Source organism: Sphingomonas sp. Leaf32 (assembly GCF_001421765.1).
In the GTDB taxonomy this organism is placed as follows: domain Bacteria; phylum Pseudomonadota; class Alphaproteobacteria; order Sphingomonadales; family Sphingomonadaceae; genus Sphingomonas.
Genome location: NZ_LMLA01000003.1, coordinates 13988 through 26308, shown reverse-complemented (window position 1 = coordinate 26308; position 12321 = coordinate 13988). Strand labels below are relative to the sequence as shown.

Annotated in this window: 10 protein-coding genes and 1 pseudogene; 3 read left to right on the top strand and 8 right to left on the bottom strand. The window is 68.2% G+C overall.

Features of this window, described 5'->3' with window-relative positions:
• Nucleotides 1-23: 23 nt before the first annotated feature.
• A pseudogene (locus ASE83_RS06155) lies at nucleotides 24-1643 on the bottom strand (SMP-30/gluconolactonase/LRE family protein); the annotation flags it as partial.
• A gap of 17 nt (nucleotides 1644-1660) precedes the next feature.
• Here ASE83_RS06155 and ASE83_RS06150 point away from each other — a divergent pair.
• Complete coding sequence (locus tag ASE83_RS06150; protein WP_055786478.1) at nucleotides 1661-1909, top strand: helix-turn-helix domain-containing protein; 249 nt, start codon at nucleotides 1661-1663, stop codon at nucleotides 1907-1909.
• 41 nt (nucleotides 1910-1950) lie between these two features.
• Here the strand turns inward: ASE83_RS06150 and ASE83_RS06145 are convergent, their stop codons facing one another.
• On the bottom strand, nucleotides 1951-3741 hold the full coding sequence (locus ASE83_RS06145; RefSeq protein ID WP_055786480.1) for a DUF885 domain-containing protein: 1791 nt from the start codon (nucleotides 3739-3741) through the stop codon (nucleotides 1951-1953).
• Nucleotides 3742-4025: 284 nt separating this feature from the next.
• Between ASE83_RS06145 and purU the strand changes: the two genes are divergently transcribed.
• Nucleotides 4026-4886: a formyltetrahydrofolate deformylase gene (gene purU, locus ASE83_RS06140; RefSeq protein WP_055786482.1), complete on the top strand. Its 861-nt coding sequence runs from the start codon at nucleotides 4026-4028 to the stop codon at nucleotides 4884-4886.
• A gap of 216 nt (nucleotides 4887-5102) precedes the next feature.
• The gene (locus ASE83_RS06135) at nucleotides 5103-6599 is read left to right on the top strand and encodes an ABC1 kinase family protein (RefSeq protein ID WP_055786484.1); all 1497 of its coding nucleotides are present in this window, start codon (nucleotides 5103-5105) and stop codon (nucleotides 6597-6599) included.
• Nucleotides 6600-6627: 28 nt separating this feature from the next.
• Here ASE83_RS06135 and phbB read toward each other — a convergent pair whose 3' ends face one another.
• The 6 genes from phbB to ASE83_RS06105 all read right to left on the bottom strand — a co-directional run bounded on the left by phbB (nucleotide 6628) and on the right by ASE83_RS06105 (nucleotide 12199).
• Nucleotides 6628-7350, bottom strand: coding sequence for an acetoacetyl-CoA reductase (gene phbB / locus ASE83_RS06130; protein ID WP_055786487.1), 723 nt, complete (start codon nucleotides 7348-7350; stop codon nucleotides 6628-6630).
• A 30-nt stretch (nucleotides 7351-7380) separates the two neighbouring features.
• Complete coding sequence (hemH, locus tag ASE83_RS06125) at nucleotides 7381-8388, bottom strand: ferrochelatase (protein WP_055786488.1); 1008 nt, start codon at nucleotides 8386-8388, stop codon at nucleotides 7381-7383.
• A 260-nt stretch (nucleotides 8389-8648) separates the two neighbouring features.
• Nucleotides 8649-10880: a xanthine dehydrogenase family protein molybdopterin-binding subunit gene (locus ASE83_RS06120; RefSeq protein WP_055786491.1), complete on the bottom strand. Its 2232-nt coding sequence runs from the start codon at nucleotides 10878-10880 to the stop codon at nucleotides 8649-8651.
• Nucleotides 10881-11284: 404 nt separating this feature from the next.
• Nucleotides 11285-11605, bottom strand: coding sequence for a Grx4 family monothiol glutaredoxin (gene grxD, locus ASE83_RS06115; RefSeq protein ID WP_055787658.1), 321 nt, complete (start codon nucleotides 11603-11605; stop codon nucleotides 11285-11287).
• Between the two features lie 32 nt (nucleotides 11606-11637).
• Entirely contained in the window at nucleotides 11638-11874 is a 237-nt protein-coding gene (locus ASE83_RS06110) for a BolA/IbaG family iron-sulfur metabolism protein (RefSeq protein ID WP_055786494.1), read from the bottom strand.
• 1 nt (nucleotide 11875) lies between these two features.
• The gene (locus ASE83_RS06105) at nucleotides 11876-12199 is read right to left on the bottom strand and encodes a DUF1476 domain-containing protein (protein WP_055786496.1); all 324 of its coding nucleotides are present in this window, start codon (nucleotides 12197-12199) and stop codon (nucleotides 11876-11878) included.
• Between the last annotated feature and the right edge of the window lie 122 nt (nucleotides 12200-12321).

Below are 12321 nucleotides of genomic sequence, written 5' to 3'. Positions count from 1 at the left end.
GAAGTTCGTAGCGTTCGCCGTCGTCAGGGTCGCGCGGAATAGAGCGCATGATGGGTGAGGATGTAGAGCGTCCGGCCGTCCTCGCCGCCGAACAGCAGCTGAAGCGGCCGGTCGGGCACGTCGATGCGACCGACCTCGGCACCGGCGGGGTCGTAGACGAAGACCTGGCCGTTGGCGACATAGACCCGGCCATTGGGGCCGGTCGCCACGCTCTCGCCGCCGCGCGGGGCAAAGGGTTTGAGGTCGCCGACCGCCCCGCCCGCACCCAGCAGCCCGCTATAGGTGCGGTTCTCCGAGGCGTTGATGACATGGATGCGCTCCCCGACCTTGCCGGTGATCCAGCCATAGGTGTCGAGCAGGTCGGAGAAGCGCCAGCCTAGATGATTGGCCGGCCCCTGTTGCCAGACGCGATAGGCGGGCAGGACTAGGCTGCCGTCGGGCGAGACATATTCGCGCGGCCTGGGCACAGCCATATCGCGCGCGAACATCTCGCCAAGCGTCGTGAACCGGTCGCGCGCCGGATCATATTGGTCGCGAAACTCGCCATTGTTCCAGAAGCTGCCGGGCAGCGCGACACGAGCGCGCGATCCCCCTCGTACCGCGCCCGGCGCGATCGGGCGGACCGCATTTGGTGCCCCGGGATCGATCGCATAGACCGTGGTTTCGGGGCCATCCGACGACATCACCAGCAGGTCACCCGAACCGTCGACCGCCAGGTTGACCGCATCCAGCGGTGCATCGGCGACGACCGACAGCCGGCCCGTGTCGCTCCAGCCATGGATGCGCTGGAAGAAGCGGTCGATGAAATACAGCTTCCCATGCTGGTCGACCGCGCCGCCGCCGATCGAATGGAAGCCGTCGGCCAGCTTGCTGACCGGTGTCATCGGCACAGTGGCGGGCGTCGTTGTCGTCGCGTCGGTGATGTCGAGCACCGCGAACTCCCGCTCCCGCACGTCCCCGCCGCGCGTCACGTCGCTGATCGCGTTCTCGAACGGGAATTTGCTGGCCCGCAAATAGGTGCCGCAACCATTGTCGTCGCAGGTGGCAAAGCCGCTTTCGGCATTCACATGGACGTTGCGAAAGCGGATGTCGGTCGACCCGTACAGCTTCACCGCCGACGATGCCGGCTGGATCGATCGGGTAACGCGGTAACCGTGGAAATTGGCGAACAGGATGTTGCGCGAATTGCGGACCTCCAGCGCGACGGCGTTGCGGCTCTCGCCCGCTTCCTCCTCGGTCTGCGGCGCGTAGAAGTTCCAGTTCCGCACGCCGTCCAGCACGATCTCCGCGCGGGCATGATGCTCGGCCGACATCTCGTACACATAGCCCGGCGTGCTGGTGTTCGACACGTACAGCCCGGCATGGGCATAGGTGTTGGGCGTCCACAGCCCGTTGAACGTGCCGCCGCCATTATCGGTGACCCACAGGCTGGAGAATTGTCCGTCCCACCGCTTCGTCACATCGGTGTCGGCGGTGTGGTTGGGGTTGTACGGTTCGAACCGGCTGCCATCGGCCAGCGTGGTGCCGTGCCCGCCCTGGACCTTCACATCGTCGACCAGCGGGCGTTCGCCCGCCCGCCAGATCATCGCCGTCGCGCGCGGATTGATGCCGCCGGTGAACAGCCCGAACCCGCTGACGATCGCGCAATGAAAGGGCAGCAATGGTAGCGCTCGCAATCGCAGAGCCATCGGCACGCGATGTCGGCACCCCGGTGCGACTGACCCCGACCCAGGCAAGGGTGCTCGACGGCGTCCGTTCGGGGCAGTTCAACAAACAGATCGCGCACGACCTCGGCATCGCCGAGGCGACGGTGAAGGCGCATATGACCGCGCTGATGCGCAAGCTGAACGTGCAGAACCGGACGCAGGTGGCGATCGCCGCCCAGTCGCTGGTGCCGCACATCGCCTGACCCCTGCCCGGGATGCGCGGCTTTTCGTCACCGGCCCGGCGCTACCGCGCGCGCTGTTGCGGCACGAACGCCTCCAGCACCGCCTTTTCCAGCAGGTCGGGCGGCAGCAGGCCCTGCCGCAGCAGGAAGTCGTTGAACGCCAGCCGGTCGAACTTCGGCCCCAGCGCCAGCTCCGCCTCGATCCGTATACGCAGCAGGCGGGTATAGCCGTAGAAGTAGCTGCCCGCCTGTCCCGGCGCGCGCGAGGTGTAGCGTTCGATCTCCTGCTTCGCCATCGCCGGCGATGTCGCGACCTGTTCGAGCAGGACACGCCGCGCATCGTCGATCGATATCAGCCCGAGGTTGAGCATCGGATCGAGAAACGCCCGCGCCGCGCGTAACAGCCGCGCCTGATACGCCATCAACTGCCCCTCGATCGGGTGATGGGGCAGCGCCTCCGCCTCGGCATAGAGCGCCCATCCTTCGACATTCACGCTGTTGAAGGCATAGAGGATGCGCGCCTGCGACACGCCGCCTTCCAGCATCGCCGAGAATTGCAGCTCGTGCCCCGGTCGCCCTTCATGCGCGCTGACCGTCCATTGCGCAGCCGGGAAGTTGAAGTCGTCATAGGCCGCTTCCGGCCCCTTGCCCGGCACCCCGACCGGCAGGACGAAGGTGCCATATTCGCCCTTGTTGCCGAGCAGCGGCGGCGGTTCCATGTGCGGCGCGGGCTGCGCCGCCGATTCCGCCGCGCTGGCCAGCCGCATCTTCATCGGCCGCTGCGGCAGGGTGACGATGCGTTCGCGCCGGATCGCCGCCTCGATCGTACGGTTGACCTCGGCATAGCTCGCCTCGATCCGGTCGTCGGGGATGCTGCCGCGCTTCAACTGGCGGATGACGTCGACATAGCTGCCCGGCGTCAGCCCCTTGTCGGCGGCGACGCGCGGGGCAAGCGCGATCATCGCGGCGCGCGTCTCGGCGAACTCGACCTGCGCCTGCGCGATCAGCTGGCGCGGGTCGATGTCGATGCCGAACTGCTTCAGCCGGAACGCGTACATTTCCGGCGGCAACCGGTAATCGGTCCGCGCGATCGGCAGGATCGTCGCCCTGGTCCACGCGGTATAGGCGGCGACCTGCGCATCGAGCTTCGCCAGCGCCCGCTCGGCCCCGGTCACTTTGTACTTGGCGAACAGCTTGCGGATGCCGTCGGCATAGGTCCCGGCATTGGCGATGGCATTGTCCACCGACACCTTGTCCGGTCCCAGCAGGCCGGGCGCGCGCAGTTCCTCGAACCGCTGTTTCGCCAGGTCGGTGAGCGGCGTCGTGCCGGGCCAGTCGCCGACATAGCGGCGCAGCAGCTCGACCGCCTTGGCCCGCCGGTTCGGTTCGACCTGATCGTCCAGCAGCACCTTGATCCCGCCGAACATCGCCTGCGGTGCATCGGTCCAGCTCAGGAAATATTTCCGGCGCAGCCGCGTGCCCTCCAGATCGTCGGTAACCGACTGGATCAGGATGTCGAGGTCCTGGCGGATACGCGGATCGCGCTCGCCCTCGCGCCGATGCTTCAGTTCGGCGATCACCGCGCTCAGCGCCTCGCCGCGCCGTTCGTCGCGCCGGGGTGCCAAGTCGGTCGCCAACCCGTCATAGGCCGACAGCCCGTTGCCCGAGGCGTCTTCCGGATCGAACTTCGCCTGCGCCTCCAGTACCAGCGCCGTATTGCGGTTGCTGGCCGCCACCCAGTCCGCCGTTTGCCTGGGCGACACGGCCTGTGCTGCATCACGGGGCGCAGCCTGTACCGCGGTTCCCGCCATCAGCAGCGCGGCACACACCGCATATCGTACCCGTTTGCCCATTACCGCCCCCCGCTATGAACCGTCAGGCTATGCGGTGGCGTGGCCGGTGTCAGCAGCAAAGTCGCAAGGCAGGCTGGCGGGGCGTCTGGCGTACCGCAAGGTGGACGAATTGACGCCCTCCGCCCCGCTCCCATCGTCATGCCGCACTTGTTCCGGGGTGGCGATGGAAATCCATGCGTGCCCGGTATCGCGACCACTCCCGCTTTATCCCCCAAAACACTGGACCGGGGTGCCCGAAGGATCGAAAGGCGATACCGACGCGGATCGACGGGGGGGACAGACCAATGGTAAGCAGCATCTACACGCTTCGGCTGCAATGCCCCGACCGACCGGGACTGGTGGCGAAGGTCGCCGGATACCTCGCGGATCGTGGCGCCAATATCGTCGATGCGCAGCAGTTCGACGATCCGCTCTCCAACCAGTTCTTCATGCGCGTCGCCTTCACGCCCGGTGAGGCGGGATCGATCGCGGCACTGCGCACCGGCTTTACGTCCGTCGCAGACGCAGCGGCGATGCAGTGGTCGCTGCGCGATCAGGCGACGCCGAAGCGGGTGTTGCTGATGGTGTCCAAATGGGACCATTGCCTGATCGACCTGCTCTATCGCACCCGGCTGGGCGAATTGCCGATGGAGGTGGCGGCGATCGTGTCCAACCATCCGCGCGACGCGCTGCACACCGCGCTGATCGACGGCATCCCCTTCCACCACCTGCCCGTCACGCGTGAGACGAAGGCGGCGCAGGAAGCGCAGGTCAAGCGACTGGTCGAGGCGACCGGTGCCGAACTCGTCGTCCTCGCCCGCTATATGCAGATCCTGTCGGACGATCTCGCCGCCTTCCTGTCAGGCCGCTGCATCAACATCCACCACAGCTTCCTGCCCGGTTTCAAGGGTGCCAAACCCTATCATCAGGCCCATGCGCGCGGCGTGAAGATGATCGGCGCGACCGCGCATTACGTCACCGCCGACCTGGACGAAGGACCGATCATCCATCAGGACGTCGAACCGATCAGCCATGCCGACACGCCCGACGACCTAGTGCGCAAGGGCCGCGACATCGAACGCCGCGTGCTAGCCGAGGCGGTGCGGCTGCACCTGAACGACCGGGTATTCGCCGACGGCGCGCGGACGGTCGTGTTCCGGGGCTGAGAGCGGGCGGTTCGATCGACATTGACATCCAATTTCGTCACCCCGGACTTGTTCCGGGGTCTACCAAGCTGCAAACGCGGTCGATGGAGGCTCGAACTGCACCGATTGACGCGCCGTGGACCCCGGAACACGTCCGGGGCGACGAAGAGGGCGGGTCCGTCGATGAGGAACGACACCGGGAGTAGCTGAATGTCGATCGGGCCTAGACTGCCGCCCATGTTGCAGACGCTGATCGTCGCCGGGCGGGACCGCCATCGGTTGCAGGAAATCGCACAGGTCGCCGGGCGCTTCGGCCTCGGCATCCTTGCCGCGCGGTTCGGACTGGGGGCGGACGGCGACGGCGCCGACGCCCCCGCCGACCTGCCGCGCCGCACCCGGCTGGCGCTGGAGGCGCTGGGGCCAACCTTCGTGAAGCTCGGCCAGATCCTCGCCACGCGCGGCGACCTGTTGCCGCCCGACTGGATCGCAGAGTTCGAACGACTGCACAGCAGCGCCCCGACGCTGCCGTTCGACGACCTGCGCGGCGCGGTGGAGGAAGCGTTGGGGGAACCGCCCGAAACCGCCTTCGCGACCTTCGATCCGCAACCGCTCGCCGCCGCATCGATGGCGCAGGTCCACCGCGCCACGCTGCACGACGGACGCCCGGTCGTCCTGAAGATTCGCCGCCCGGGCATCCGCCCCCGGATCGAGGCAGACCTGCGGCTGATCGCGCAAGGGGCGGCGCTGGCCGAACGGGCAAGTGCCGAGACGCGGCGGTTCCAGCCCGTCGCACTGGTCCGCGAACTGGCCGCCGCGATGCTGGACGAAGGCGATTTCACGCAGGAGGGGCGCAACGCCGACCGGCTGCGCGCCGATTTCGCCGACGAGCCGCGTGTCGTCGTGCCGGCGATCCACTGGCAATTTACGTCGGACGCGCTGCTGGTGATGGACTATGTCGACGGCGTGCGCCCGACCGGTCCCGAACCGCTGCGCGCCGCCGGCATCGATCCCGCCGCCATCGCGGCACTGGGGGCGGACGTCGTGCTCGACATGGTGCTCATCAACGGGCGCTTCCATGCCGATCCGCATCCCGGCAACCTCCTGTGCCTGAGCGGCAACCGCATCGCGCTGCTCGACCTCGGCATGATCGGCCATGTGTCGCCGCGCCGGCGTGAGGAGTTCGTCGGCTTCGTCCAGTCCCTGCAACGCGGCGACCCCGCCCTGCTCGCCGACATCCTGGCCGCATGGTCGGCGGGGGCCGGCGTCGCGCCCGATGCGGTCCGCTCCGCCGCCGACCGGCTGGTCGCCCGGCATGGCGGACAGCTGGTGCTGCGCGCGATCGTCACCGACCTGCTGGCGGTGATGCGGGAGACGGGACTGGTGATGCCCAGCGACCTGCTGCTGATCTTCAAGGCGCTCGTCACCATCGACGGCGTGCTGGCCGCGATCCAGCCCGATTTCGACCTGTCGGCCGCCCTGCGCCGTGCCAGCCTGCGCATCGTCCGCGCGCGGCTGTCGGCGGACCATTGGGGACCGGTCGCGCAGGGGCTGGCATGGGAATTGGGCCGGATCGGCGACGATGCGCCGCGCCTGCTGCGGCTGCTGGTCCGGCGGCTGGAGGCGGAGCCGGCGGTGCCAGTCGTGGTAGCACCCGACCGGGCGGGGCCGCGCTGGATCGCCGCCGCGATCCTGGCAGGGGCGGCGCTGATCGCAGCCGCCGGCCTGTGGGGGTGACGCGAGGGACAGCCCCCGCGTCGCCCGATCAATACATGTGCTGGCCGCCGTTGATGCTCAGCGTGGAACCGGTGACGAAGCCGCCTTCCTCCGAACACAGGAACGCGACGCCGCGCGCGATCTCACTCGCCTGACCGAGCCGCCCGACCGGAATCTTCGCCACGATCTTTTCCAGCACGTCGGCCGGCACCGCCGCGACCATGTCGGTATCGATATAGCCCGGCGCGATCGCGTTGACCGTCACGCCGAACCGCGCGCCTTCCTGTGCCAGCGCCTTAGTGAAGCCATGGATGCCGGACTTGGCGGCGGCATAGTTCACCTGGCCATATTGGCCGGCCTGGCCGTTGATCGACCCGATATTGACGATGCGGCCCCATTTGCGGTCGCGCATCCCGGGAAAGGTCGCCTTGGCGAGATTGAAGCACCCGCCCAGGTTCGTGCGGATGACGTCGTCCCACATGTCGTACGTCATCTTCAGCAGCGTGCCGTCGCGGGTGATGCCGGCATTGTTGACGACGATATCGACCGGGCCGATCGCTTCCTCGATCGCCTTCACGCCGGCCTGGGTCGCTTCGAAATCGCCCACGTCGAACTTGAACGCGGCGATGCCGGTGCGGTCGGTGAACGCCTTCGCCTTTTCGTCGTTGCCGGCATAGTTGGCGGCGACGGTGACGCCCATGTCCTTGAGCGCGAGGCTGATCGCCTCGCCGATCCCGCGCGTGCCGCCGGTGACGATCGCTACCCGTGCCATGCATTCTCTCCTACGAACGTTTCGACCCTGCTAGGCCGCGTCGATCCATCCCGCAAGTTCGCGCGCGATAATGTTGCGCAACATTTTATTGCCCGTGGGTTCGGCATTCAGGCACGGAAGATACGCGAAATCGGTCCCGCCCGCTTCCTCGAAGCTCTCCTTGCCCCGGATCGCCAGTTCCTCCAGCGTCTCCAGACAATCCGCCGAAAAGCCCGGTGCGAAGATCGCGACGCGCCGCTTCCCCGCCTTCGCCAGTTCGACCAGCGTCTCGTCGGTCGCGGGACCCAGCCACTTGGCGGGGCCAAAGCGCGACTGGAACGCGATCGTCAGCGGACGGCCGAGCGCTTCCTGCACCAGCCGCGCGGTCTTCTGGCAGTGGCAGTGATAGGGGTCGCCCAGTTGCAGCGTGCGCCTGGGCATCCCGTGGAAGCTGGCGACGATCGCATCGGGTTCGAAATCGAGCTTCGCCAGATCCTCCCGCAGCGTGCTCGCCAGCGCATCGATGTAGAGCGGATCGTCATAATAGGGCGGCAGCGTACGGATCGCCGGTTGCCAGCGCAGTTTCGCCAGATGGGCGAACGCCTTGTCGTTGGCGGTCGCCGTCGTCGCTGCGCAATATTGCGGGTAGAGCGGCGCCAGCAGGATGCGGTCGCAGCCCTGTTCGCGCAGGGACTCGATCCGGCTCGCGATCGACGGATTGCCATAGCGCATCGCCCAGTCGATCACCACGCCGTCGCCGAACGCGCCCTGCATCGCCTCCGACTGCGCCCGCGTGATCGCGGCCAGCGGCGAACCCCGCTCGCTCCAGACCTGCTGATAGGCGTGCGCCGATTTTTTCGGACGCGTATTCAGAATGATACCGCGCAATATCGGCTGCCACGCGATCGGCGGAAGTTCCACGACGCGCCGGTCGGACAGGAACTCGGCCAGGTAGCGCCTGACCGATCGCGGGCTGGGATCGTCGGGCGTGCCGAGGTTCATCAGCAATACGCCAACACGGCGCTTCGGGATGGCGGGATGATTCGACGGCAGGTTCATGGGCCGGGTTAACGCGCGACGCGGCGGTTCGGGGCAAGCTGTATTTTGGGGCGGGGAAAGGGGAAGAAGGATTCGGTTTCACGCGAAGGCGCGGAGACGCGAAGGGGGTTGCGTCCGTGGCGTCGCTTCGCGATCGGGAGACGACATCGTTCGCTGACCATGCGGGAGGAGGCCGCTGGCGCGGGTGCGGCGTCCTGCCGCGCAACTCCTTCGCGTCTCCGCGCCTTCGCGTGAACCCTCTTCCTGCCTGAACGCCCGCCTCACCCCAGCAACGGCAACGACCGATAGCGCCGCCCGGTCGCCGCGTGCAGCGCGTTGGTGATGGCCGGTGCCACCACCGGCACCGCCAGTTCGCTGACCCCGCCCGGATCGGCGTCGGACTCGACGATCTCGATCATGATCTCCGGACTGTCGGCCAGACGTGGCAGGTTCAGCCCGCCGAAACCGCGCACGCCGGGCAGGTTCGCCTCGAACCCCGTCGACGCCCCGGTCGCCATCGCCATGCCGAAGATCAGCCCGCCCTCGATCTGTTGCCGGACCAGATCGGGGTTGATGACCCGCCCGCAATCGACCGCGACGACCAGCCGATCGACCTTCACCCGCTGATCGTCGCCGATATGCGCCTCCGCCATGCAGGCGATGGCCGATCCGCGCATCCGGTGACAGGCGATGCCCTGCGCGCTGCCCGGCACCCCGCCCTGCCACCCGCCCATCGTCGCGACGGTCGACAAGCAGCGGGCCAGCGCCACGTCGCCGCCCAGCATCGCGATACGGAACGAATGCGCTTCCATGCCTGCGAACCCGGCCAGTTCGTCGAGGAAGCATTCGGTGAAGAACGCGGTATAGCTATGCGCGCCCGACCGCCACCATCCGGCGGGCAGGCCCAGTTCGGCCGGGTGATGATCGACCGCCAGGTTGGGGATGCCATAGGCCGGCACCGCGCCATCGGTCGCCAGCGCATCGCCCCGGTCGCCCGGCAACGCCATGGCCAGCGAGGCCGCAACATCGCCACCCAGCAGCAACCGCGCCAGATCACGCCCCGTGCGCGGCGCCGCCACCTGCGCCCGCCAGCCAAGGATCGCGCCCCCCCGCCCCAGCCGCGCCGTCATCCGCGCGGCGGCGGGCGCGCGGTAGCGGTCCGCCAGACAATCCTCGCCCCGCGACCAGGTGAGCTGCACCGGCTTTTCCAGCTTGCGCGCCAGCACCGCCGCCTGTTCAGCGACTCGGTGGTCGAGGTTCGCGCCGAACGATCCCCCGGCGATGGTCGGGTGCAGCACGACCCGATCCTCGGCGATGCCGATCGCCCGCGCGGCGGCGGCGCGGGCCAGCGTCGGGGCCTGGGTCGGCATCCACAGGGTCAGCGTGCCGTCGCTCCATTCGGCGGTGGCGCAGGTCGGCTCGATCGCACCATGCAGCGCCGCACCGACCCGGTAGGTCGCGGTCTGCGTCCGCCCGCCCGCAAACGCCGCATCGACGTCGCCCGCCTCGTGCACCCGTGCACCCTCGCCCGACAGCGCGGTGTCGAGCGCGGTGGCGATCGATGCGTCATCGACCAGCCCGTGCGTCTCGAACCGTGGCGCCATTGCGTCGACCGCGCGATTGGCAGCCCACCAGGTCGTGGCGGCGGCGGCGACCCAGCGATCGGTCTCGATCACGCTGACGACGCCCGGCACCGCATCCGCCGCCGCCTTGTCGACGCTCAGCAGCCGCGTGTCGCCGATCGGTCCCTGCCGGATCGAGGCGAAGACCATGCCCGGCTTGCGGACATCGGCGGCGAAGGTCGCGCTGCCATCGACCTTCGCCGGCGCGTCCAGCCGGGGCTGGGCGGTGCCGACCAGCCGTTTTTCGTCGCCGATGCGATAGGGTAGTTCACCGCCCGGCAGGCTCTCGCGCGCCGCCGCCTCGGCCAGCGCGCCGAAGCGTTCGCGCCGATCGCCCATGACCACGAAGCCATCGGCGGTACCGCAGCTGCGCCAGTCCCCGCCCCAGCCCCGCGCCGCCGCCTTGCACAGCAACACCCGCGCCGCCGCCCCTGCTTCCCGCAGCGGCCCTTCGAACCGGCGGATCGAGGTCGACCCGGCGGTCAGCATCAGCGCGGTGCGCTCGGCATGGGTCGCCCGCGTCGCGGCCGGCAGCAGCGCCAGCGCATCGCCGAATAGGATGCCGGCGGCCAGCGGATTGGCATAGAGCGGGTTGATCGGCGCGGCCTCCACCGCGACCGTGCGCCAGTCCGCGCCCAGTTCATCGGCGACGATCTGCGGCATGGCGGTATAGACGCCCTGGCCATGTTCGGCCTGCGGCACCGCGACGGTCACCTGCCCGTCGGCACCGATCTTCAGATAGGGGCCGAAGATGCTCTCCCCCTCCGCCGCCGCTAGGTTGACGCCATAGCGGCGCGGCCACAGCCCCCAGGCGACGACCAGCCCCACCCCGGCTCCGCCGCCGATCAGCAGGGTGCGGCGGGTGATGCGGGGGGTGGTCGGTGCGGCCATGGATGTGCCGTAGCAAATCCTCCCCGGTGGGGGGAGGGGGCGTGGTTCGTGGCGAAACTGCCGTTCCACGGCACCCCGGACTTGATCCGGGGTTCCACTTCTTCTGTTTCACTGAAGGCAGGGCACCCCCGCCCCAAACCGTCGCCTCGACTAAGGACGGATCAATATTCACCGGCCTATCGTCACCCCGGATTCATTCCGGGGTCCACCGAGCCGCAATCGCGGTCGATAGAGGCGCACACCGCACCGATTGCCGCGCCGTGGGCCCCGGAACAAGTCCGGGGTGACGAAGGGGATGGAGGCGGCGATCAGGAACAAAACCGGGAATAGCCGAAGGTCGCTCGGTCCCAAGCCGCGTCGCCGGATCTTCTGCCCACCACGCCTGCAGGGCTACACCCCAGCCCTCAGGCTGCCTTGCCGCCCAGCAGCTCGGCCAGCTCGCCGCTCTCGTACATTTCCATCATGATGTCCGATCCGCCGACGAACTCGCCGCCGACATAGAGCTGCGGGATGGTCGGCCAGTCCGAATAGGCCTTGATCCCCTGGCGGATGCCCTGGTCCTGCAGCACGTCGACGCTTTCGAACTGTGCGTTCAGGTGGTTCAGGATCGCCACCGCCCGGCTGGAAAAGCCGCATTGCGGGAACAGCGGGCTGCCCTTCATGAACAGCACCACATCGTTGTTCTTCACCACCGCATCGATGCGGGCACTGGTATCGTCGGTCATCGTCATTTCCTTTTGGCAGCCGCGTAGGCAATTCAGGTCTGGGGAACGCCGGTGGTCAGTTGCAGCGCGTGGAGTTCGCCGCCCATCCGCCCGCCGAGCGCGGCATAGACCGCGCGTTGCTGCGCGATGCGCGGCTTGCCCCGGAAGCTTTCCGACACGACCCGCGCGGCATAATGGTCGCCGTCACCAGCCAGATCGGTGATCTCGACCACCGCATCGGGGATCGCCGCCACGATCAGCGCCTCGATCGCCTGTGCCTCCATCGGCATGTCAGATGCTCCCGAGGAGCTGGCGACGCGCTTCGACATCGCAATCGGCCATCGCCTGCCGGATCACGGCCTCGTCGCAGTCGACGCCGGCCGCCGACAGGTCGGACAGCAACTTGCGGAGCACGTCCTCGTCGCCGACTTCCTCAAAATCGGCCTGCACGACCGAGGTCGCATAGGCATCGGTTTCGGCGGGGGTCAGCTCCATCCGCCCGGCCGCCCATTGGCCCAGCAGCTTGTTGCGCCGCGCCGTGACCCGGAACGCCATTTCGCCATCGCGGGCAAACTTGGCCTCGAACGCACGCTCCCGGTCATCGAACATCGTCATCGCATTCCCCTACGCATCCCTTCCCCGCGAGATAGGACGCGACAGGGTTACGCGCAACGCCCGTGCAAGCGGCCTCCATCGACCGCCACCGCCGATTGCCCGACGGACGATCGGGAAAGGTT